Origin of the sequence: Pseudomonas sp. FW300-N2A2, from assembly GCF_017351735.1 — a bacterium.
In the GTDB taxonomy this organism is placed as follows: Bacteria; Pseudomonadota; Gammaproteobacteria; order Pseudomonadales; family Pseudomonadaceae; genus Aquipseudomonas; species Aquipseudomonas migulae.
In genome coordinates this window covers 39,678-62,353 of sequence record NZ_JACNDU010000008.1, presented here as the reverse complement: position 1 = coordinate 62,353, position 22,676 = coordinate 39,678, and the positions used below count along the sequence as shown (strand labels likewise).

Sequence of the window (22,676 nt, the reverse complement as noted above, 5' to 3'; positions counted from 1 at the left end):
GATATTCAAAGCGCCCCTAACATCATGTAGGTTCAGCTCATATTTTTTTGAGTGGTATCAATCCCAGCTCAAAGCACCACCGGTTTGGTATTCAATAACCCGAGTCTCAAAGAAATTCTTCTCTTTCTTCAAGTCCATAATCTCGCTCATCCAAGGGAACGGGTTAGTCGTCCCTGGATACTCTTCTTTCAAACCAATCTGCGACAAACGACGGTTAGCAATAAACTTGAGGTAGTCCTCCATCATCGCCGCATTCATGCCCAACACCCCACGAGGCATGGTGTCACGCGCATATTCGATCTCAAGCTGAGTGCCTTGCAGAATCATCTGAGAAGCCTCTTCCTTCATCTCGGCATCCCACAAGTGCGGGTTTTCGATTTTGATCTGGTTGATCACGTCGATGCCGAAGTTCAGGTGCATGGATTCGTCGCGCAGGATGTACTGGAACTGCTCGGCGACGCCGGTCATTTTGTTGCGGCGGCCCATGGAGAGGATCTGGGTGAAGCCGCAGTAGAAGAAGATGCCTTCCAGAACGCAGTAGTAGGCGATCAGGTTGCGCAGCAGTTCTTTGTCGGTTTCGACGGTGCCGGTTTCGAACTTCGGATCGGAGATCGAACGGGTGTATTTCAGGCCCCAGGTGGCTTTTTTCGCGACCGATGGGATCTCGTGGTACATGTTGAAGATTTCGCCTTCATCCATGGCCAGCGATTCGATGCAGTACTGGTAGGCGTGGGTGTGGATCGCCTCTTCGAAAGCCTGGCGCAGGATGTACTGGCGGCATTCCGGGTTGGTGATCAGGCGGTACACGGCCAGGACCAGGTTGTTGGCAACCAGGGAGTCGGCGGTGGAGAAGAAGCCGAGGTTGCGCATGACGATGCGGCGTTCGTCGTCGGTCAGGCCTTCCGGGTCTTTCCAGAGGGCGATGTCGGCGGTCATGTTGACTTCTTGCGGCATCCAGTGGTTTGCGCAACCGTCCAGATACTTTTGCCAGGCCCAGTCGTACTTGAAAGGTACGAGTTGGTTGAGGTCGGCGCGGCAGTTGATCATGCGCTTTTCGTCAACGGCGACACGGGCGGAGGCGCCTTCGAGTTCGGCGAGGCCTTCGGCGATGTCGAGGTTGTCGAGGGCAGCCTTGGCGCGAGCGATGGCGGCGGAGTCGGACGCGGTTACAGCGCGAGCTTCTTGAGCGGCAACACCACCGGCGGTGTCGAGGCGGTCCATGTTTGCTTCAGTCGCGTGGCCGGCGTTGGCGCCTTTTACCACGGTCTCGCCGCTGTCTTCTTTGTCGAATTCGTCCCAGCTCAGCATGACGTGTCGTCTCCTGCGTGAGGGCCAGATGCCCGTGTGAAAACTGATTGGTTGGTTTTTCACACGACCGGTCTGGCCGCGTTTGATAGCGTTTTTTGCAGCGGTACACGCAGGCAAATAAACATAATTTTGTACGGGGTTCCGAGAGCCGCTGATGGCGCTGCAGTCGTTGACGACGTCGGCCTGGGCTTCGGACTGGCTGTCATCCCTGTAAGGGAATATTGCAGGCCCGTTTAAGGCGGCATTATAGGGAAATTTTTGCGGCCGTGGTGGGGCGAATCCGCGCATGGAGCGGTCGAGAAGGAGGGTTTTTCGGTCGGAGCGAGGGTTTACAGGGCTTTGGCTGGAGATCGCGGGCGCAGATTTTTTTTCTTAAATTTTGATGTGCTACTTTTTTGTTCAAAAAATAGACAAAAAATCGGGTTTTTCACTACATCTTGTGTTTTGAGTCGGTTTTCGCTGGCCTCAGACACAACTAAGCCCGACCGAAGTCGGGCTGTCAGTCACGCTCGATGATCAGCTCAGGCGAGCGGCACCGACGTGGTCTGCGCCATCGGCGGCGAGTTTGCCTGCACCGACATGGTCGGCACCATCGGCAGCGACTTTGGCGGCGCCGGTGTGATCGAAGCCATCGGAAGCGAGTTTGCCTGCACCGACGTGATCGGCACCATCGGCGGCGACTTTGGCCGAGCCGGTGTGGTCGTAGCCGTCAGAAGCGACAGCGGCTTCGGTGGTGAAAGTGGCCGAACCCGTGCGGTCGTAACCGTCGGCGGCGAAGGTGTTGGCGGCCAGTACAGACAGGGTCAGGGCGAGGATCAGTTTGGTTTTCATGGTCGTTGCTCCAGGTTCGTTGGCGTTGTGTGCCTTGGTGTGGAATTCATACTACGCCGATGGATTCGATTAAAAAGCGCAAATAAATGCTTAAAGGTATCGTAAAAATAGATCTATACGGTTCGGCGCATTGACTGCCTTGAGCATCGTGTTGACCGATCTGTTGCTATCGCCAGCAAGCTGGCTCCTACAGGTCGGTGTGATGATCGGGCATTGGGTCGAACCGTTTTGGGGGGTGCGGGTGATTAGCCGTTGGAGCAGCCGTTACCCATGATGCTGTAGCGCAGGATGTGGCGTTGGCCTTTGGAGTCGTCGTATTCCATTTTCATGGGAACAACTTCGCACACATTGGGGATTTCACTCATGGAGACAACTTTGGCGATATCGAGGTGAGTGGAGTAAGTGTATTCCTCGATGGCCGGTTGTTGCTGGGCGACATCAGTCGGGACCTCGTCTGCCATGGCGGTTGCGCACAGGCTGGAGAGGGCCAGAACTAATAAAGCTTTCATTTCGGTTTTACCTTTTAGAGGTCGAGTGGGGTCACGCAACCTTTTTGGGGTTGCGTGTGGAACTTGGTTACCGGTGTTTTGATTAACTGCCTTCGTGGGGGCTGCAACTTGGTTAATCAGGGTTTGCCTTGTTGGCGAGGTGGATTTTAGGCGTGGGGGTGGCATTCATATAGGTGGGGTTTTGATAAACACCTTTGACAGATTTCGTAACAATCACCGGATAACGTTGTTGGGGAATCGTTCATTCCTTGTAGGAGCCAGCTTGCTGGCGATAAACCCGAGAGCGCTTCGGGGTGTCAGGATTGGCGCGTTATCGTTGGCGACCATCGCCGGCAAGCCGGCTCCTACAGGGTTTGGCGGAGGCATTTCGGGGTTATCACGATAATTTGTAGGGGCTTGTTACTACCATCGTCGAATGGTTCTATAGGCCCGGCCCGGGCTACAACAGGGCCATACAAAAACAACTATTCCACCGAGGTAAGAAAGATGAGTGCGGCTTCTCTGTATCCCGTTCGTCCCGAGGTAGCGGCCAACACGCTGACCGACGAGGCAACCTACAAAGCCATGTACCAGCAGTCGGTCGTCAACCCTGACGGTTTCTGGCGCGAGCAAGCCAAGCGCCTCGACTGGATCAAGCCTTTCACCACGGTGAAGCAGACGTCCTTCGACGATCACCATGTCGACATCAAATGGTTCGCCGATGGCACCCTGAACGTTTCCTACAACTGCCTCGACCGTCATCTGGCCGAGCGCGGCGATCAAGTCGCGATCATTTGGGAAGGGGATGACCCTTCCGAAAGCCGCAACATCACCTACCGCGAGCTGCACGAACAAGTCTGCAAGTTCGCCAACGCCTTGCGCGGCCAGGATGTGCACCGCGGCGACGTGGTGACTATCTATATGCCGATGATTCCCGAAGCCGTGGTCGCCATGCTGGCCTGCACCCGGATCGGCGCGATTCACTCGGTGGTGTTCGGTGGTTTCTCGCCGGAAGCCCTGGCCGGTCGCATCATCGACTGCCGCTCCAAAGTTGTGATCACTGCGGACGAAGGCATTCGTGCCGGCAAGAAAATCCCGCTCAAGTCCAACGTCGACGACGCGCTGACCAACCCGGAAACCAGCAGCATTCAGAAAGTCATCGTGTGCAAGCGCACCGGTGGCGACATCAAGTGGAACCAGCATCGCGACATCTGGTTTGAAGACCTGATGAAAGTGGCGGGCAGTGTCTGCGCGCCGAAAGAGATGGGTGCCGAAGAAGCGCTGTTCATCCTTTACACCTCCGGTTCCACCGGCAAGCCGAAGGGCGTGCAACACACCACCGGCGGCTACTTGCTGTACGCGGCCATGACCCATGAGCGCGTGTTCGACTACCGCCCGGGCGAAATCTACTGGTGCACCGCCGACGTCGGCTGGGTCACCGGCCACAGCTACATCGTCTACGGCCCGCTGGCCAACGGCGCGACCACGCTGCTGTTCGAAGGCGTGCCGAACTACCCGGACATCACCCGGGTGGCGAAGATCGTCGACAAGCACAAGGTCAACATCCTCTACACCGCGCCGACCGCGATCCGCGCAATGATGGCGTCGGGCAAGGCCGCTGTTGAAGGTGCTGATGGCAGCAGCTTGCGTCTGCTGGGTTCGGTCGGTGAGCCGATCAACCCGGAAGCGTGGGACTGGTACTACAAGAACGTCGGTCAATCCCGTTGCCCGATCGTTGATACCTGGTGGCAGACCGAAACCGGCGGCAACATGATGAGCCCGTTGCCGGGCGCTCACGCGCTAAAACCTGGTTCGGCGGCGCGTCCGTTCTTCGGCGTGGTGCCGGCGCTGGTGGACAACCTGGGCAACATCATCGAAGGCGTCGCCGAGGGTAACCTGGTGATTCTCGATTCGTGGCCAGGCCAGGCGCGCACGCTGTATGGCGACCATGACCGTTTCGTCGACACCTACTTCAAAACCTTCCGCGGCATGTACTTCACCGGTGACGGTGCGCGTCGTGACGAGGACGGTTACTACTGGATCACCGGCCGTGTGGACGACGTGCTCAACGTGTCCGGCCACCGTATGGGTACCGCCGAGATCGAGAGTGCGATGGTTGCGCACCCGAAAGTCGCAGAAGCCGCCGTGGTCGGTGTGCCGCACGACATCAAGGGGCAGGGCATTTATGTCTACGTCACGTTGATCGCTGGCGAAGAGACGAGCGAGCAATTGCGTCTGGAGCTGAAGAACTGGGTGCGTAAAGAGATCGGCCCGATTGCTTCGCCGGACGTGATCCAGTGGGCGCCGGGGCTGCCGAAGACGCGTTCGGGCAAGATCATGCGCCGGATTCTGCGCAAGATTGCGACTGCTGAATATGATGGGTTGGGGGATATTTCGACCCTGGCGGATCCGGGTGTGGTGCAGCATTTGATTGATACGCACAAGACGATGAATGTTGCGTAAGTAGCGTTTGGCGTTGTCGAAGCCCTGCCAGGTGTTGAGTCTGGTAGGGTTTTTTATTGCCTCAATATTTTGTGTTGGTCGGGCTGGCCTCATCGCGAGCAGGCTCACTCCTACAGGGGAACGCATTCCAAATGTGGGAGTGAGCCTGCTCGCGATGGCGATCTATCAAACACCGAATAAACACCAGCCAATAATTATCGGCTTCCCCTGTAGTCCATTTCCCACTGTTACCCGCCACCCTTCAAGTAACTGAATGTGTAACCGCCTGCGCCGATACGGGGCATTGCGAAACGCCATAACCCCGCATCAATGCATTTCAACCCCGCAAAAAAATAAGAACCCACGCTGCGCTTGCCGGATTAGAAGGCTTTGCGAATAATAGGCCCGCAATTTGCAATATAGATCGGTTCACTGTCTTTTGCTCTTGCATGAAATTGCAAGGCTGTCAACGTGCCTAAACGGCTTTCTCGGTGCTTCTGTAATTTGTTGTCGCATTGAAGAAATATCGGCTTCGGGCCTGTCGTTAGAATGCCGATCACTCGCTCGTCGTTGCTCGCGTTGAAAACAACGCCGGTTTCCCAGGACGCAGCAACCGCTTTCCGGTTTTACTCATTCGCATAATGGGCTGTTGCTCACTCTGCCGTTTTAGCCCTTTACCGATGGAGTCCCAAGATGAAGAAACTCGTGCTGCTTGGCGCCCTGGCACTGTCCGTGCTGTCCCTGCCAACTTTCGCCGATGAAAAGCCTCTGAAAATTGGCATCGAAGCGGCTTACCCTCCGTTTGCTTCCAAAGCACCGGACGGCAGCATCGTTGGTTTCGACTACGACATCGGCAACGCACTGTGCGAAGAGATGAAGGTCAAGTGCGTCTGGGTCGAGCAAGAGTTCGACGGTCTGATCCCGGCGCTCAAAGTGCGCAAGATCGACGCCATCCTGTCGTCCATGTCGATCACTGAAGACCGCAAGAAGTCCGTGGACTTCACCAACAAGTACTACAACACCCCGGCTCGCCTGGTCATGAAGGCCGGCACTCAAGTCAGCGAAGGTTTGACCGAGCTGAAGGGCAAGAACATCGGCGTGCAACGTGGTTCGATCCACGAGCGTTTCGCCCGCGAAGTCCTGGCTCCGCTGGGTGCCGAGGTCAAGCCGTACGGTTCGCAGAACGAAATTTACCTCGACGTCGCTGCCGGTCGCCTCGACGGCACCGTGGCAGACGCTACGCTGCTGAATGACGGTTTCCTGAAAACCGACGCCGGCAAAGGTTTTGTTTTCGTGGGCCCGGCCTTCACCGACGTCAAATACTTCGGCGACGGCGTAGGTATTGCTGTTCGCAAGGGTGATGCGCTGAAAGACAAGGTCAACACCGCGATCACTGCCATTCGCGAGAACGGCAAGTACAAGCAGATCCAGGACAAGTACTTCGACTTCGACATCTACGGCAAGTAACACGTCCCGGCGACAAGTCCGAATGGCGCAAGCAGCAGGATCTCTGAGGTTTGCGCCATTTTTTCATCCCAACTTTCGAGGATCTGAATCATGTTGAAAGGCTACGGGGCTGTCATCCTCGATGGCGCATGGCTGACGCTTCAGCTCGCCTTGTCGTCCATGGCCCTGGCCATCGTCCTGGGGCTGATCGGCGTTGCGCTGCGTCTGTCGCCGGTGCGTTGGCTGGCCTGGCTGGGCGATCTGTATTCCACGGTGATCCGCGGGATTCCCGATCTGGTGCTGATCCTGCTGATTTTCTACGGCGGTCAGGACTTGCTCAACCGCGTCGCACCAATGCTCGGCTATGACGATTACATCGACCTGAACCCGTTGGCCGCCGGTATCGGCACCCTGGGTTTCATCTTCGGTGCGTACCTGTCGGAAACCTTCCGTGGCGCCTTCATGGCGATCCCGAAGGGGCAGGCCGAAGCCGGTATGGCGTACGGCATGAGCAGCTTCCAGGTGTTCTTCCGGGTGTTGGTGCCGCAGATGATTCGCCTGGCGATTCCGGGCTTCACCAACAACTGGCTGGTACTGACCAAGGCCACCGCGCTGATTTCGGTGGTGGGTCTGCAAGACATGATGTTCAAGGCCAAGCAGGCGGCAGATGCCACCCGCGAGCCTTTCACCTTCTTCCTCGCAGTGGCCGCGATGTACCTGGTGATCACCAGTGTCTCGTTGCTGGCATTGCGTCACCTTGAGAAGCGCTACTCGGTAGGCGTAAGGGCGGCTGATCTATGATCTTCGACTACAACGTCATTTGGGAGGCCCTGCCGCTGTACCTCGGCGGCTTGGTGACCACCCTCAAATTGCTCGCACTGTCGCTGTTTTTCGGTCTGCTGGCGGCCTTGCCGCTGGGGCTGATGCGCGTCTCGAAGAACGCGGCCGTCAACATGACTGCCTGGCTCTTCACCTACGTGATCCGCGGCACGCCGATGCTGGTGCAGCTGTTCTTGATCTACTACGGTCTGGCGCAATTCCAGGCGGTGCGGGAAAGCTTCCTGTGGCCGTGGCTGTCCAGCGCAACGTTCTGTGCGTGCCTGGCCTTCGCGATCAACACCAGCGCCTACACCGCAGAAATCATCGCTGGCAGCCTTCGCGCTACGCCGAATGGTGAGATCGAAGCGGCCAAGGCCATGGGCATGTCGCGCTTCAAGATGTACAAGCGGATTCTGCTGCCATCGGCCCTGCGCCGGGCGCTGCCGCAATACAGCAACGAAGTGATCATGATGCTGCAGACCACCAGTCTGGCGTCCATCGTGACCCTGATCGACATCACCGGTGCCGCGCGCACGGTCAACGCTCAGTTCTACTTGCCGTTCGAAGCGTACATCACCGCGGGTGTGTTCTACCTGTGCCTGACCTTCATTCTGGTGAAACTGTTCAAACTGGCCGAGCGTCGCTGGCTGGGCTACCTGGCCCCGCGGAAGCACTGATATGGAACGCATCGATCATCCATTGCCGTGGAGCCACCTCGGTAGCGAACGCCAGATTTCGGTGTTCCGCTTCGGTAGCGGCGAGCGCAAGGCCTACATCCAGGCCAGCCTCCACGCCGATGAATTGCCGGGCATGCGCACGGCCTGGGAGCTGAAAAAGCGCCTGACCGAACTCGAAGCCCAGGGCCTGCTCAACGGTGTGGTCGAACTGGTGCCGGTGGCCAACCCACTGGGCCTCGGTCAGCTGTTGCAAGGCAATCATCAAGGACGTTTCGAAGCGGGCAGCGGCAAGAACTTCAACCGCGATTTCGTCGAGCTGAGCGCGCCAGTGGCCGCCCAACTCGAAGGGCATCTGGGTGACGATCCGCACGCCAACATCCGCTTGATCCGTCAGGCCATGAGCGATCACCTGGCGGCATTGCCGCAGGCGAGCAGCCAGTTGCAAGGCATGCAGCGCGTGTTGCTCAGCCATGCCTGCACCGCCGATGTGGTGCTCGATTTACACTGCGATGCCGAAGCCGCGCTGCACATGTACGCGTTGCCGCAACACTGGCCGCAATGGCGTTCGCTCGCCGCGCACCTGAATGTGAAAGTGGGCCTGCTGGCGGAAGATTCCGGCGGCAGCTCCTTCGACGAAGCCTGCTCGCTGCCATGGTTGCGTCTGTCCCGTCAGTTTCCTGAGGCGCAGATTCCACTGGCGTGCCTGGCGACTACTATTGAATTAGGGGGGCAGGCCGATACCGCTCGCGCTGACGCCGAGGCTCACGCCGAAGGCATTCTCGCGTTCCTCGCCGAGCAAGGCTTGATCAGCGGCGAATGGCCGAAACCTGCGCAGGACGCGTGTGAAGGCATGCCGTTCGAAGGCACCGAATTGCTGTTCGCGCCGCATCCGGGTGTGATCAGTTTTCTGCGTAAACCCGGTGAGTGGATCGAGGCCGGCGACGAGATTTTTGAAGTGATCGATCCGTTATCGGATCGGGTCAGCACGGTGTGTGCTGGTACGTCCGGGGTGCTGTTTGCCATTGAACGGCTGCGTTATGCCCAACCCGGTTTCTGGCTGGCCAAGGTGGCGGGGCGCGAAGCGCTGCGTCACGGGCGCTTGCTCAACGACTGACTGACTGTTTTTGTGAGAACCGACCGCATGTACAAACTTGAAGTCCAAGACCTGCATAAACGCTATGGCAGTCACGAAGTGCTCAAGGGCGTGTCCCTGAAAGCGGCGGCTGGCGATGTGATCAGCATCATCGGCTCCAGTGGCTCCGGCAAAAGTACCTTCCTGCGCTGCATCAACCTGCTGGAGCAGCCGCACGCGGGCAAGATCCTGCTCAACAACGAAGAGCTGAAACTGGTTGCCAACAAGGACGGCGCGCTGAAAGCCGCTGACCCGAAACAGCTGCAACGCATGCGTTCGCGTCTGTCGATGGTGTTCCAGCACTTCAACCTGTGGTCGCACATGACCGCGATGGAAAACATCATGGAAGCGCCGGTCCACGTGCTCGGCATGTCCAAGGCCGAAGCCCGCGAGAAAGCCGAGCACTACCTGAACAAGGTCGGTGTGGCACATCGTAAAGACGCTTACCCTGGCCACATGTCCGGTGGCGAGCAGCAGCGCGTGGCGATTGCCCGTGCGCTGGCGATGGAACCTGAGGTGATGCTGTTCGACGAACCGACCTCGGCCCTCGACCCGGAACTGGTCGGCGACGTGCTGAAGGTGATGCAGGCCCTGGCCCAGGAAGGCCGGACTATGGTGGTGGTGACCCACGAAATGGGCTTCGCCCGTGAAGTGTCGAACCAGCTGGTGTTCCTGCACAAAGGTGTCGTCGAAGAAAGCGGCAACCCGCGTGAGGTGCTGGTCAATCCACAGTCCGAACGTCTGCAACAATTCCTCTCTGGCAGCCTGAAATAATCAAGACTGCCGTTGTGCACCGGGATAGTGCATGCTTCGCAATTTAGAGGCCGGCCCCGATCCCCTGTAGGAGCGAGGCTTGCCCGCGAAAGCGGTGGCTCAGACAGCAATGATGTTGACTGATACACCGCTTTCGCGGGCAAGCCTCGCTCCTACAAGGGATCGCTGTTGGTTTGAGATTTGCGTTCATTTACGGGCTAGCATTGGCCCATGCCTTCATCACTGTTTCGTTTCGGATTGCCCGCCATGACTGCCCATCGAATTGGTTTCCTGATTTGGCCCAGCACTAAAGCACTGACGCTTGCGCTGGCTGAGGAGGCCTTGCGTGTTGCCCAGCGTGTGCATCCGGACGTGGTCTACGAACTGTCGTTCCTGCAGGCCGAACCGTCGACCGAAGGCGCCTGGCAATTGCCGGGTGAGCCCTGGGCCGGCAAGCTCGAAAACCTGCAGAAACTGTTCCTGCTCGCCGATGAGCCGCCGACCACCCTCGCGCCGGCGCTCAGCAGTGCGCTGAAACAACTGGTGCGTGCCGGTTGCGTGATCGGTGGTTTGTCCGCCGGTGTTTATCCGTTGGCGCAACTCGGTTTGCTCGACGGTTATCGCGCTGCCGTGCACTGGCGCTGGCAGGACGATTTCGCCGAGCGTTTCCCGAAAGTCATCGCCACCAGCCATCTGTTCGACTGGGATCGCGATCGCCTGACGGCGTGTGGCGGCCTGTCGGTGCTCGACCTGTTGCTGGCAGTGCTGGCCCGTGATCACGGCGCCGAACTCGCTGGCGCCGTATCCGAAGAACTGGTGGTCGAGCGCATCCGCGAAGGCGGCGAACGCCAACGCATTCCGCTGCAGAATCGCCTCGGTTCCAGCCATCCGAAGCTCACCCAGGCGGTGTTGCTGATGGAAGCCAACATCGAAGAGCCGCTGACCACCGACGAAATCGCCCAGCACGTGTGCGTATCCCGTCGGCAGTTGGAGCGGATCTTCAAGCAATACCTCAACCGTGTGCCGAGCCAGTACTACCTGGAACTGCGCCTGAACAAGGCCCGGCAGATGTTGATGCAAACCAGCAAGTCGATCATCCAGATCGGCCTGTCCTGCGGCTTCTCCTCGGGACCACATTTCTCCAGCGCCTACCGCAACTTCTTCGGTGCCACGCCGCGGGAAGATCGCAACCAGCGGCGCAGCAGCAGTCCGTTCGAGTTGTCGTCGGTGCCGTCCGAGCGCGGCTGATTTATTCGTCGATCTCGGAACCCTCAGAGGTGGATACGTTCATTTCACCTCGATTGATCACTTCTTCTACGCCAAAGTCGGCACGTGTGCGTTCGAAGTAACTGATCAGCCGCAACAGGCTTTCCTCCGTAAACGGATTGCCCCTCAGCGTAATGTTCTCGGCCACTTCCGCGGGCAACTCCAACAGGTCGCTGGGCACGTCGGTGATTGCATTGCTGCTCAGGTCTGCCCAGTCCAGTTCGGCCAGTTGCAACAGGCCATTGGGTATGTCGGTGATGCCGGTGTCGTTGAGCAGAATGGTTGCCAGGTCCGGCATCTGACTCAGGTCCGGTGTCAGCCCCAAGGGGTTGAGGCCCAGATCGAGGTATTCGAGCTGTTCCATTCCCGCCAATCCACCGACCGAATCCACGGACAGACTGACGCGGCAGTTGGGAATCGACAGTGACCTGAGTTGCCCCATCTTGAACACTGCATTGGGAATGTCACCGAGGTTGCAGTCGCGCAGCCTCAGGCTTCTCAGGTTCGGGAAGGATTCCAGAAAACGCCCGATACGCGTCACGCCATCGACACTTTGCAGCTCCAGCGCCGAGACATGGCTGAAGTCAGCGCTGAGGGTCGGCAGTTCCCCGGTGATGACCGGGCGGATGGAGAGTTCATACGACGGCTCAAGCGACTCATTGAAATCATCCAGGTCTGCGTCATGCTGCCAGCAACGTTGCAGTGCCTCTTTGAATTCATCGCGATTGGCGTGTTCGACAAACTGTTGCATGTCACTGAAGGGTTCACCCGTTAGCGGATGGCGCGGTGGCAGATCGGCTGTCCATGTCGTCAGATCGTTGCTCAATTGAGCCAGTTCTTCCTCCAGTTGGGTCAACGCTGCTCGGCCCTCTTCCAGTGTGCCAGGCAGTTCGTAGACGAAGTCGCTGGCCTGCTCGACTTCCATGTTCGGGTAGAGTGCCCTGGCTCGTTCGATATCCGCCTCGGGGGCATAGACGCCCAGATCGTATGAGGTTTCGAGGTAGTGCAGCTTGACGAGTTGCCGAGCGCTGTCGACGAGCGGGTTGTCCGACAGGTGTACGCCGCGCTTGTCGTAGACCACGCTGTCGAACACCCCTTCGGGCAGCTCGGTGATCCGGTTATTGATCAGCATGAGCGTATCGAGTCTGGGGTGCGTGATAGCGCTGACGGGGATTTCAGTCAGACCGGTTGCGCTCAGGTCCAGGTGCACGAGTTCGGTAAATGCGCCGACATCGGGTACCACATCAACCGGATTACGGAACAGGTCCAGCATCACCAGTTTGTTCAATGAGGACAGTTTCGACCACGCGTCAGCATCAATCCTGATCGAGCATTCGTTCAGCACCAATGTGTCGAGGTTGGTCATCCGAGGGATGGCGTCGGGTAGGGTGGTCAGGGAGAAGCGCCGCAAGTCGAGGCGACGAAGGTCGCTGAAATTTTGCAGGAAACCGTGAACACCTTGCTCCGCGTGACTGCCTTCGAGGGCGACCAGCGATACGTGACTGAAGTCGGCCGTCAACACCGGCAGCTCACCCAGAATCGGCTCGGCAAACCGCAATACATAGCGGTCACTGTGCTCTGTCGATTCGAGGTCCCGTTGCGTTTGCCGACGCCAGCTCTGCTGGATTTCCTGTGCCAGCAACCGGCGGTTGTGCTGCTGGGCCTGTTGTTCCAGCTCGCTCAATGGCTGTCCGGTTTCGGGGTGGGCGGTGGGGGCTTCCTTTATCCAGGTATCCAGGTTTTCATGCAGCCGTTCGAGTTCATTACTCAGGCGCGAAAGCTCCACGCGAGCGCCATCGGGGTGGCTTTGCAGGCGGGCGACGACGGCGCGTAGTTCATCCTGGGGCAGGCCTGGATACACCTCGCGAACCCTGTCATCCAGTGTGGGGATGGGACGACCTGTTCGCTTGTAACCCTCCGATCCGCCGGGCAGGCGCATGGTCGCCGGGTCATAGAAGGGTTTTCGGTTGGGATGCTTCACCAGTAGCGTGCGCAACGCGGGTTTGTTCTGCGCATGCTCGGCAATGCGTTGTTTGAGTAGCTGACCGTCTTCGGCGGAAAGACCCAATGCCGTGCGCTCAGCGTCGGGCAGTGCCTGCAGGAGGGCCTGATAAAAGTCGCTCGGCAGAGACGTGTTTTCATGGACCCGATACGTGTGGTCCTCGGCGTATACCAGTGTCTTGAGGATGGGGGCGTCGGGCTGACCGATGCTGTCGCGCAACGTCCCCTCATGGGCGAACTCCCTGACTTCGATGCGCAGGCGAGCAGGCCAGCCGGGCAGTGATTCAAGGCTATGCAGGGCCAGGCGATGGGTGTCCGCCGTTTCCATGCCCTGCAGATAAAACCCCTCATAGGCTCTGGCGACACGCACCGCGTCCATGGCTTTCAGCGCTACATCCTTGAGGCGCTGGGGCAAGCGGCCGTTGTGCATTTGCTTCAGCTCGGTGCCGCTTGCGTTGCTCACCAGTTCTTGTGCGATGTCCGTGGGCAGTCCCTGTACTTCGCCTTGCAGTAGCAGAACGTGGCGATCGGCGGTTTTTTCAAGTTCACGGTAGCGAGACTGGAACAGCGATCTGCGCTGGTTCAGCGCCTGATAGCGGTCGGGATGGTCACTGCCGGTCTGCTCGACCAGCGCCTGAATGTCGCGGTCGATCTTGAAGCGCTTGATCGTGTCGGTCAGCAGCGAAGGTGGGCGCTGATTCTCGACATGGATCTCGCGCAACACGTTGTCGTGAAAACCGCTGATCTGCAGGAGTTGCTCGCGCTCGGCAGTATTGAACGATTCGACGCTCTGGCCGAGGCGGCGCAGCACGGTTTCCCTGTCCCACGTCAGCGGTCGCTCCAGCATGGTTTGCCAGGCACCATGGCTGTTGTGTCGCAGAACCGGCTGATAGGCGTCGGCCCGGCGCGGGTGCTGAATCTGAAAACGGCCTGTCTTGCTGTCCGGTTTTACCGAGTAGAGCTTGCCTTCTACGCGCGCCAGTGTTTTGCCCTCATGCTGATACAAACCGAGAGGGTCGGGGCTGGCAGCGTCCGGCAGATCAACGGACTGTTCGTAAGGCGCGAGATCCGGTTTCCAGTATCGGGTTTTGCCTGTGGCTGTCTTGATGGGTTTGAGCGGGGAAATCAGCGTCACCGCCTCGCGAGACATGAGGCCATTGAACGCACCGGCCGCCATGACGCCGCCCACCGCGAACGTCCCGAGTTCAACCACCGTTTCGGCGATCGTCATCAAGTGTCCGAACGCTTCGGTTTTCAGGCCTTCGGCCCAGTCGATGATGCCTTCGAACGTGTCGTCGAGCACTTGATAGGCCATGTAGGCGAGCATCAATTCGCCCAGAAACGGAACAAAGGGCAGGGCCACGAACGACGCCACTTCAAGGATCTTTTTGGCGACATTGCTGAAGGCGTCCCACGCCGCCCATCGCGCTGCTCGGTCGGCACTGGCGGTAGAGACCGCAAGGGTTCGTGCATCATTGAGCAGTTTGTTCAATTGCTGCTGGTAGAGGTGAGTCCACAGATCGTTTCTGATCGGGTTCACCGAGAACTGCAGGTTGGGCTTGTCGATGGGGGTGTCGCGCCAGCTCGGCAGCGGATCGCCGCGCTGGTGTTCATGCCAGGTCACGGCGCGGAGGTGACTGTTGAGGTCGGCGAAAAAGTGGCCTCGTTCCTGATGATCGATGAACCGGCTGAAGAACGTCTGATAAGCAGGCGAACGCAGTTTGCGGGTCAGCTCGGTCATGAACGCCAGGGTGTCGGGGTATTGTTTGAACGGGTGTTCCGGGTCGTCGGGGATGTAGACGATGATCCTCGACCGCTGGGCGGTGAGGTCAAGTCGCGGCGCGAAAATGACGATGCCGGTCAGCAATGAAGACATCAGGCTCAGGTCGTGACAGTGCAGTCGCCAGTTGTCCAGCCCCACGTTTTCGCGGCTCTCGATCATGTCGAGAATCGATTGCCCTGCATCCAGCGGCAGGTCGCCACGGACCTGGGCCAGATGCAGGGCTGATAGCAGGGCGGCCTTGTGCGTCTTGATCACGCTCGACTTCAACACGGCAGCGGCGACCGGGTTGGTAAACCCCAGGTTTTCCTTGAGGTGGGCCTCGTATCGACCGCCGATATCCAGCTCCCTGCACAACCGGGTGAAGTTCTGAATGGAGAGTTGGCGCTTGATCGCCGGCAATGTATCGAATTGCCCGGTGGACGAGGGTTCGGTGATGAACGTCGAGGCAGATTCATAAGCCTGCGCTTCGGTTTCCGAATCCTGAAAGTTGTGCAGGGCGGCGTCGAGCAGCGAAACCGTCCAGGTGCGCGCGGCACCGGTCTTGATCGGGAACCACGGAACGGTCTGCGGAATGTACAGGCGCAGGAAGGTCGTCTTGACGTCCAGTTCCAGGCCGTACCGGGTTTTCAATGCGTCACGCAGAAGCGGTTCGGCAAAGTCCCGGGCGTTCTGCAATTTATCCAGCATGGATTCCAGGTGGTTACGCTGGGCCAGGTAGTGCGTGCTGGCCGCTTTCAATGATTGGTGCTGCTGGCGGGTTGCCTGGGCGTGCCATTCAGGGATGTCCAGCCGCGCGCTTTTCAGTGCAGTGCGCGTAGCGGGCGATGCTGTTAATAGCCAGTCGGGCAGATTGTGGAACGCATGCTGGAAATGCGCGTCTGGCTGAGCCGTAAGCTCGGGGTCATGCTGAATCATGGCGCTAGTCCGTTAGCGTTTGGATGGAACCCAAGGAAAACAAACGATGAAGCACGGTGTGCGGTACATATTTACCGCACCGTTCGACAAGCCTGCCTATAACCTGTGCCGCCGGTTTAAACTGCGCCTTTGCGACGCTATATGTCGCATTGCCGTAAACCCGGCTGAAACCGGGGTTTGCGCTATAAGAAGTTGTCGCTTGGCGGCAAGGCCGGGCTGAAAACTGTCCTTACAATCCCCCCATCGCTCGCCAGTTTCCGGCGAGTGTTCCTCTTCAGGAGACTCCGATGTCCGTTGAGCACGCTGCGGTAGAACGCGCCGATTTCGACCAGGTAATGGTTCCCAACTATGCGCCTGCCGCCTTCATTCCTGTGCGTGGCGCCGGTTCCCGCGTATGGGACCAGTCTGGCCGCGAGCTGATCGACTTCGCCGGCGGGATTGCCGTTAACGTATTGGGCCATGCGCACCCGGCGCTGGTCGGTGCCTTGACCGAGCAGGCGAACAAGCTGTGGCACGTGTCCAACGTGTTCACCAACGAGCCTGCCCTGCGCCTGGCGCACAAGCTGATCGACGCAACCTTTGCCGAGCGTGCGTTCTTCTGCAACTCCGGCGCCGAAGCCAACGAGGCCGCTTTCAAGCTGGCCCGTCGTGTCGGCCATGATCGGTTTGGCAGCGAGAAGTACGAAATCATCGCCGCGCTCAACAGCTTCCACGGCCGTACCCTGTTCACCGTGAACGTCGGTGGCCAGTCGAAGTATTCCGACGGTTTCGGTCCGAAAATCACCGGCATCACCCACGTGCCGTACAACGATCTGGCCGCGCTGAAAGCCGCCATTTCCGACAAGACCTGCGCCGTGGTCCTGGAACCGATCCAGGGCGAGAGCGGTGTGATCCCGGCCGAGCTCGAATACCTGCAAGGCGCCCGTGATCTGTGCACCGCGCACAACGCGCTGCTGATTTTCGACGAAGTGCAGACCGGCATGGGCCGTACTGGCCATCTGTTTGCCTACCAGCATTACGGCGTGATCCCGGACATCCTGACCAGCGCGAAGAGCCTGGGCGGCGGTTTCCCGATTGCAGCCATGCTGACCACCGAAGACCTGGCCAAACACCTGGTCGTCGGCACCCACGGCACCACTTACGGTGGCAACCCGCTGGCGTGCGCCGTCGCCGAAGCGGTGATCGACGTGATCAACACCCCTGAAGTGCTGGCCGGCGTCAACGCCAAACACGACAAGTTCAAGGCTCGCCTGGAGCAGATCGGCGAGAAATACGGCCTGTTCACCAAGGTTCGTGGCATGGGCCTGTTGATCGGTTGCGTGCTGAGCGAGGCCTGGAAAGGCAAGGCGAAGGACATCTTCAACGCCGCCGAGCGCGAAGGCCTGATGGTCCTGCAAGCCGGCCCGGACGTGGTGCGTTTTGCGCCAAGCCTGGTGGTTGAAGACGCCGATATCGATGCCGGCCTGGATCGTTTCGAGCGCGCTGCAGCAAAACTGACGCAAGCCTGATAGACCCTTCGACGCCTGATGATTTCAGGCGTCGAACCCAATTTTGATGCCGGCCCCGCTTTTCTGTAGGAGCGAAGCTTGCTCGCGAAGGTGTGTCAGTCGACATCACTGTGACTGACACACCTTCGCGAGCAAGCTTCGCTCCTACAAGGGGCCGGCTTATTTTCCTCAAAGAGTATGAGAAAGGAGTGACACCATGCTGGTGATGCGCCCCGCGCAAATGGCTGATCTGGGCGAGGTACAGCGTCTGGCTGCGGACAGCCCGATTGGTGTCACTTCCTTGCCGGATGACGTTGAACGCCTGAGCGACAAGATCGCCGCGAGCGAAGCCTCGTTTGCTGCCGAAGTCAGCTTCAACGGTGAAGAGAGCTATTTCTTCGTCCTCGAAGATACGGCCACCGGCAAACTGGCCGGCTGCTCGGCCATCGTTGCCTCGGCCGGTTATTCCGAGCCGTTCTACAGCTTCCGCAATGAAACCTTCGTGCACGCCTCCCGCGAGCTGAAGATTCATAACAAGATTCACGTGCTCTCCCAGTGCCACGACCTGACCGGCAACAGCTTGCTGACCAGTTTCTACGTGCAGCGCGAGTTGGTGGGTTCGCCGTGGGCCGAGCTCAACTCCCGTGGCCGTTTGCTGTTCGTGGCCAGCCATCCGGAGCGCTTTGCCGATTCCGTGGTGACCGAGATCGTCGGTTACAGCGATGAAAATGGCGACTCGCCGTTCTGGGACGCCATCGGTCGCAACTTCTTCGACCTCAACTACGCCGAAGCCGAGCGTCTGTGCGGTCTGAAGAGCCGCACGTTCCTCGCCGAGCTGATGCCGCATTACCCGATCTACGTGCCGTTGCTGCCGGACTCCGCGCAAGAAGCGATGGGCCAGGTGCACCCGCGGGCGCAGATCACTTTCGACATCCTGATGCGCGAAGGCTTCGAGACCGATCACTACATCGACATTTTCGACGGCGGCCCGACGTTGCATGCGCGTGTTTCGGGGATCCGCTCGATCGCCCAGAGCCGTGTAGTGCCGGTGAAAATCGGCGAGCCGGTCAAAGGTGCCGGTCGTCAGTACCTGGTGGCCAATGCGCAGTTGCAGGATTACCGCGCCGTGTTGCTCGAGCTCGATTACGCGCCGGGCAAACCCGTGACCCTGGATCTGGAAGCGGCCGAAGCCCTGGGCGTCGGTGAAGGTGCAAGTGTGCGCCTGGTGGCGGTTTAACGCCTGCTTTTCAACCTAGAAAGCAGCAAGTGTTTCGCGGGTGGCGCAAGCGGCCCGTTTGAGGAGATAGCATGATCGTTCGTCCCGTACGCAGCAGCGATTTACCCGCTCTGATCGACCTGGCCCGCAGCACCGGCACCGGCCTGACCACCTTGCCGGCCAACGAAGAGCGTCTGGCCCATCGGGTCGGCTGGGCCGAGAAGACCTTTCGTGGCGAGGCCGGGCGCGGCGATGCGGACTATCTGTTCGTCCTCGAAGACGACAACGGTCGTGTGGTAGGCATTTCCGCCATTGCCGGCGCCGTCGGCCTGCGTGAGCCCTGGTACAACTTCCGGGTCGGCCTGACGGTCAGCGCTTCGCAAGAGCTGAACATCTACCGCGAAATCCCGACGCTGTTTCTGGCCAACGACCTGACCGGCAACTCGGAATTGTGCTCGTTGTTCCTGCACGCCGATTTCCGCACCGGCCTCAACGGCCGCATGTTGTCCAAGGCGCGAATGCTGTTCATCGCCGAGTTCCCGCAATTGTTCGGCAACAAGATCATTGCCGAAATGCGCGGTGTCTCCGACGAAGCAGGGCGTTCGCCGTTCTGGGAAAGCCTGGGTCGACACTTCTTCAAGATGGAATTCAGCCAGGCCGATTACCTGACCGGCGTGGGCAACAAGGCGTTCATCGCCGAACTGATGCCGAAATTCCCGCTGTACACCTGCTTCCTGTCGCCGGATGCGCGTAACGTGATCGGTCAGGTTCACCCGGACACCGAGCCGGCGCTGGCCATGCTCAAGAGCGAAGGTTTCAGCTACCAGGGCTACGTCGACATTTTCGACGCCGGCCCGGCCATCGAATGCGAAACCGGCAAGATCCGCGCCGTGCGAGACAGTCAGGCGCTGGTGTTGGCCGTTGGCACGCCGGGTGACGACGCCACGCCATTCATCATTCACAACCGCAAGCGCGAAGACTGCCGGATCACTGCCGCTCCCGCACGTCTTGCCGCCGGTACGCTGGTAGTCGATCCGCTGACCGCCAAACGTCTTCAACTCAACGCCGGCGATCAAGTGCGCGCCGTTCCGTTGTCTGCTGCTCGGGAGTCGAAATAATGAATTCGCTATACATCGCAGGTGAATGGCTGGCCGGTCAGGGTGAAGCCTTCCAATCGTTGAACCCGGTGACCCAGCAAGTGCTGTGGGCCGGCGAGGGCGCTACCGCCGCTCAGGTTGAGTCCGCCGTGCAAGCCGCGCGTCAGGCGTTTCCGGGTTGGGCTCGCCGTACTTTGGAAGAACGTATTTCGGTGCTGGAAGCCTTTGCTGGCGCGCTGAAAAACAACGCTGACGAACTGGCGCGTTGCATCGGTGAAGAAACCGGTAAACCGCTGTGGGAAGCGGCGACTGAAGTGACCAGCATGGTCAACAAGATTGCGATTTCGGTGCAGAGCTACCGCGAACGCACCGGCGAGAAGAGCGGCCCGCTGGGCGACGCCACCGCCGTGTTGCGCCACAAGCCACACGGCGTGGTCGCGGTGTTCGGTCCTTACAACTTCCCGGGTCACTTGCCCAACGGTCATATCGTGCCGGCGCTGCTGGCCGGTAACAGCGTGCTGTTCAAACCGAGCGAGCTGACCCCGAAAGTCGCCGAACTGACGGTCAAGTGCTGGATCGAAGCCGGCCTGCCAGCCGGCGTGTTGAACCTGCTGCAAGGCGCTCGCGAAACCGGTATCGCCCTGGCGGCGAACCCGGGCATCGACGGTCTGTTCTTCACCGGTTCGAGCCGTACCGGCAATCACCTGCACCAGCAGTTTGCCGGTCGTCCGGACAAGATCCTCGCGCTGGAGATGGGTGGTAATAACCCGCTGGTGGTCGATGAGGTCGCTGATCTGGATGCAGCGGTGTACACCATCATTCAGTCCGCTTTCATTTCTGCCGGTCAACGTTGCACCTGTGCCCGTCGCTTGCTGGTGCCGCAGGGCGCCTGGGGCGACACGTTGCTGGCGCGTCTGGTGGCGGTCAGCTCGACGATTGAAGTCGGTGCGTTCGATCAGCAGCCAGCGCCGTTCATGGGCTCGGTGATTTCCCTTGGCGCGGCAAAAGCGCTGATGGATGCGCAGGAACATCTGCTGGCCAATGGCGCCGTGGCGTTGCTGGAAATGACTCAGCCTGAGGCACAAGCCGCGTTGCTGACCCCAGGTATTCTGGACGTGACCGCCGTTGCCGATCGTCCTGACGAAGAGCTGTTCGGCCCGTTGCTGCAAGTGATCCGCTACGCTGATTTTGAAGCGGCCATCGCTGAAGCCAACGACACCGACTATGGCCTGGCGGCCGGTTTGCTGTCGGATTCCGAAGCGCGTTATCAGCAGTTCTGGCTGGAAAGCCGTGCCGGTATCGTCAACTGGAACAAACAGCTGACCGGTGCTGCGAGCAGCGCACCGTTCGGCGGCGTCGGCGCCTCGGGCAACCACCGCGCCAGCGCCTATTACGCGGCAGATTACTGCGCGTACCCGGTGGCCTCGCTGGAAACGCCGAGCCTGACGTTGCCAGCGGCCCTTACGCCTGGCGTGAAGATGGCGTGATGCCCATCGCCAGCAGGCTGGCTCCCACAGGTTCGGTGGTGTTCACACATTTTGTGTACCACCCAATCACTGTGGGAGCCAGCCTGCTGGCGATGACCGCAACGCGGTCGTACTGAACAGTAACTGAAGCCTATAAAAACAGATTCTCGTGGAGCCTCGCTGATGAAATCCTATGAAGTCAATTTTGACGGTCTAGTGGGGCCGACCCATAACTACGGCGGCCTGTCCTACGGCAACGTCGCGTCCCAGAGCAACAGCCAGCAGTCTTCGAACCCGAAGGAAGCTGCGCTGCAAGGCCTGGCGAAAATGAAAGCGCTGATGGAAATGGGCTTTCAACAAGGCGTTCTGGCCCCGCAAGAGCGTCCTGATGTCGCCGCCCTGCGTCGCCTGGGCTTCAGCGGCACCGACGCGCAAGTGATCGAGCAAGCGGCGAAAGACGCGATGCCGTTGCTGGTCGCCAGTTGCTCGGCGTCGAGCATGTGGGTGGCCAACGCCGCCACGGTCAGCCCGAGCGCCGACACTGCCGACGGTCGCGTGCATTTCACCGCCGCCAACCTCAACTGCAAATACCACCGCAGCATCGAGCACCCGACCACCAGTCGTGTACTGGGTGCAATGTTCGCTGATCAGAAGCACTTCGCTCACCACGCGGCGTTGCCGGCCGTGGCGCAATTCGGTGACGAAGGCGCAGCCAACCACACGCGTTTCTGCCGTGAATACGGTGAAGCCGGCGTCGAGTTCTTTGTGTTCGGTCGCAGTGCGTTCGATAACCGCTACCCGGCACCGCAGAAGTACCCGGCGCGCCAGACCCTCGAAGCCTCGCAAGCCGTTGCTCGTCTGCACGGCTTGAGCGATGACGGCGTGGTCTACGCCCAGCAGAATCCTGCGGTGATCGATCAGGGCGTGTTCCACAACGACGTGATCGCGGTGGGTAACGGCGAGGTGCTGTTCTATCACGAGGACGCGTTCCTCGACACCGAACAGATGCTGGCCGAGCTGCAAAGCAAACTCGCCAAGGTCGGCGGCAAATTCCAGTCGGTGTGCGTACCCCGTTCGGCGGTTACCGTGGAAGACGCGGTGCGTTCCTACCTGTTCAACAGCCAGTTGCTGTCGCGTCCTGACGGCTCGATGCTGTTGATCGTGCCGGAAGAGTGCCGTGGCAACGAGCGCGTCTGGCAGTACCTGCAAAGCCTGACCAGTTCTGGCGGCCTTATCCGCGAAGTCAAAGTCTTCGATCTGAAGCAAAGCATGCAGAACGGCGGTGGCCCGGCGTGCCTGCGTTTACGCGTGGCACTGAATGAAACCGAACTGGCGGCCGTCAACCCAGGGGTTATCATGACGGCACCGTTGTACGGCACGCTGACCGAATGGGTCGAAAAGCACTACCGCGACCGCATGGCCGAAACCGACCTTGCGGACCCGCAATTGCTGCTTGAGTGCCGGACGGCACTGGATGAACTGACGCAAATCCTTAAACTGGGCGCGGTTTATCCATTCCAGATCAATTGAACGTCGAGAGCGTAAAACA

Annotated in this window: 16 protein-coding genes; 12 read left to right on the top strand and 4 right to left on the bottom strand. The window is 59.4% G+C overall.

The genetic code is table 11. The annotated features are described in order from the left end of the window. Positions 1-57: 57 nt before the first annotated feature. From J4E42_RS13395 to J4E42_RS13385, 3 genes are all read right to left on the bottom strand, one after another. Positions 58-1,308, bottom strand: a complete 1,251-nt coding sequence (locus tag J4E42_RS13395) for a ribonucleotide-diphosphate reductase subunit beta (RefSeq protein ID WP_008034875.1) — start codon at positions 1,306-1,308, stop codon at positions 58-60. 516 nt (positions 1,309-1,824) lie between these two features. After that, positions 1,825-2,139, bottom strand: a complete 315-nt coding sequence (locus J4E42_RS13390; protein WP_192227963.1) for a hypothetical protein — start codon at positions 2,137-2,139, stop codon at positions 1,825-1,827. Positions 2,140-2,384: 245 nt separating this feature from the next. Continuing rightward, positions 2,385-2,648 carry a DUF2790 domain-containing protein gene (locus tag J4E42_RS13385; RefSeq protein WP_008038474.1) on the bottom strand — a complete coding sequence of 88 codons (264 nt, stop codon included), beginning with the start codon at positions 2,646-2,648 and terminating at the stop codon, positions 2,385-2,387. A gap of 486 nt (positions 2,649-3,134) precedes the next feature. Here J4E42_RS13385 and acs point away from each other — a divergent pair, with 486 nt between their 5' ends. From acs to argR, 7 genes are all read left to right on the top strand, one after another. Beyond that, positions 3,135-5,090 carry an acetate--CoA ligase gene (acs, locus tag J4E42_RS13380; protein ID WP_008034880.1) on the top strand — a complete coding sequence of 652 codons (1,956 nt, stop codon included), beginning with the start codon at positions 3,135-3,137 and terminating at the stop codon, positions 5,088-5,090. A gap of 672 nt (positions 5,091-5,762) precedes the next feature. Continuing rightward, positions 5,763-6,536, top strand: a complete 774-nt coding sequence (locus J4E42_RS13375) for an ABC transporter substrate-binding protein (RefSeq protein WP_207285411.1) — start codon at positions 5,763-5,765, stop codon at positions 6,534-6,536. A 90-nt stretch (positions 6,537-6,626) separates the two neighbouring features. After that, the gene (locus tag J4E42_RS13370) at positions 6,627-7,316 is read left to right on the top strand and encodes an ABC transporter permease (protein ID WP_007951063.1); all 690 of its coding nucleotides are present in this window, start codon (positions 6,627-6,629) and stop codon (positions 7,314-7,316) included. Then, positions 7,313-8,011: an ABC transporter permease gene (locus J4E42_RS13365; RefSeq protein WP_008034884.1), complete on the top strand. Its 699-nt coding sequence runs from the start codon at positions 7,313-7,315 to the stop codon at positions 8,009-8,011. The genes J4E42_RS13370 and J4E42_RS13365 overlap by 4 nt, the downstream gene beginning before the upstream one ends. A gap of 1 nt (position 8,012) precedes the next feature. Further along, entirely contained in the window at positions 8,013-9,125 is a 1,113-nt protein-coding gene (locus J4E42_RS13360; RefSeq protein WP_207285410.1) for a M14 family metallopeptidase, read from the top strand. Positions 9,126-9,152: 27 nt separating this feature from the next. Further along, the gene (locus J4E42_RS13355; RefSeq protein ID WP_008034888.1) at positions 9,153-9,917 is read left to right on the top strand and encodes an ABC transporter ATP-binding protein; all 765 of its coding nucleotides are present in this window, start codon (positions 9,153-9,155) and stop codon (positions 9,915-9,917) included. Between the two features lie 246 nt (positions 9,918-10,163). After that, the gene (gene argR, locus J4E42_RS13350) at positions 10,164-11,144 is read left to right on the top strand and encodes a transcriptional regulator ArgR (RefSeq protein ID WP_008033121.1); all 981 of its coding nucleotides are present in this window, start codon (positions 10,164-10,166) and stop codon (positions 11,142-11,144) included. Position 11,145: 1 nt separating this feature from the next. Here argR and J4E42_RS13345 read toward each other — a convergent pair whose 3' ends face one another. Beyond that, positions 11,146-15,861 carry a dermonecrotic toxin domain-containing protein gene (locus J4E42_RS13345; RefSeq protein WP_207285409.1) on the bottom strand — a complete coding sequence of 1,572 codons (4,716 nt, stop codon included), beginning with the start codon at positions 15,859-15,861 and terminating at the stop codon, positions 11,146-11,148. A 287-nt stretch (positions 15,862-16,148) separates the two neighbouring features. On the opposite strand from J4E42_RS13345, the gene J4E42_RS13340 reads away from it, so the two are divergent. The 5 genes from J4E42_RS13340 to astB all read left to right on the top strand — a co-directional run bounded on the left by J4E42_RS13340 (position 16,149) and on the right by astB (position 22,657). After that, positions 16,149-17,369 (top strand): aspartate aminotransferase family protein, encoded by a 1,221-nt coding sequence (locus J4E42_RS13340; RefSeq protein ID WP_008033117.1) that lies wholly within the window; start codon positions 16,149-16,151, stop codon positions 17,367-17,369. A 196-nt stretch (positions 17,370-17,565) separates the two neighbouring features. Further along, positions 17,566-18,585, top strand: a complete 1,020-nt coding sequence (gene aruF, locus J4E42_RS13335) for an arginine/ornithine succinyltransferase subunit alpha (protein ID WP_008033116.1) — start codon at positions 17,566-17,568, stop codon at positions 18,583-18,585. A gap of 71 nt (positions 18,586-18,656) precedes the next feature. Next, on the top strand, positions 18,657-19,682 hold the full coding sequence (gene astA / locus J4E42_RS13330; RefSeq protein WP_207285408.1) for an arginine N-succinyltransferase: 1,026 nt from the start codon (positions 18,657-18,659) through the stop codon (positions 19,680-19,682). Then, positions 19,679-21,148 carry a succinylglutamate-semialdehyde dehydrogenase gene (astD, locus tag J4E42_RS13325; RefSeq protein ID WP_192227969.1) on the top strand — a complete coding sequence of 490 codons (1,470 nt, stop codon included), beginning with the start codon at positions 19,679-19,681 and terminating at the stop codon, positions 21,146-21,148. Before astA ends, astD begins: the two co-directional genes overlap by 4 nt. A gap of 162 nt (positions 21,149-21,310) precedes the next feature. After that, positions 21,311-22,657, top strand: coding sequence for an N-succinylarginine dihydrolase (gene astB / locus J4E42_RS13320; RefSeq protein ID WP_008033110.1), 1,347 nt, complete (start codon positions 21,311-21,313; stop codon positions 22,655-22,657). The last annotated feature ends 19 nt before the right edge of the window (positions 22,658-22,676 follow it).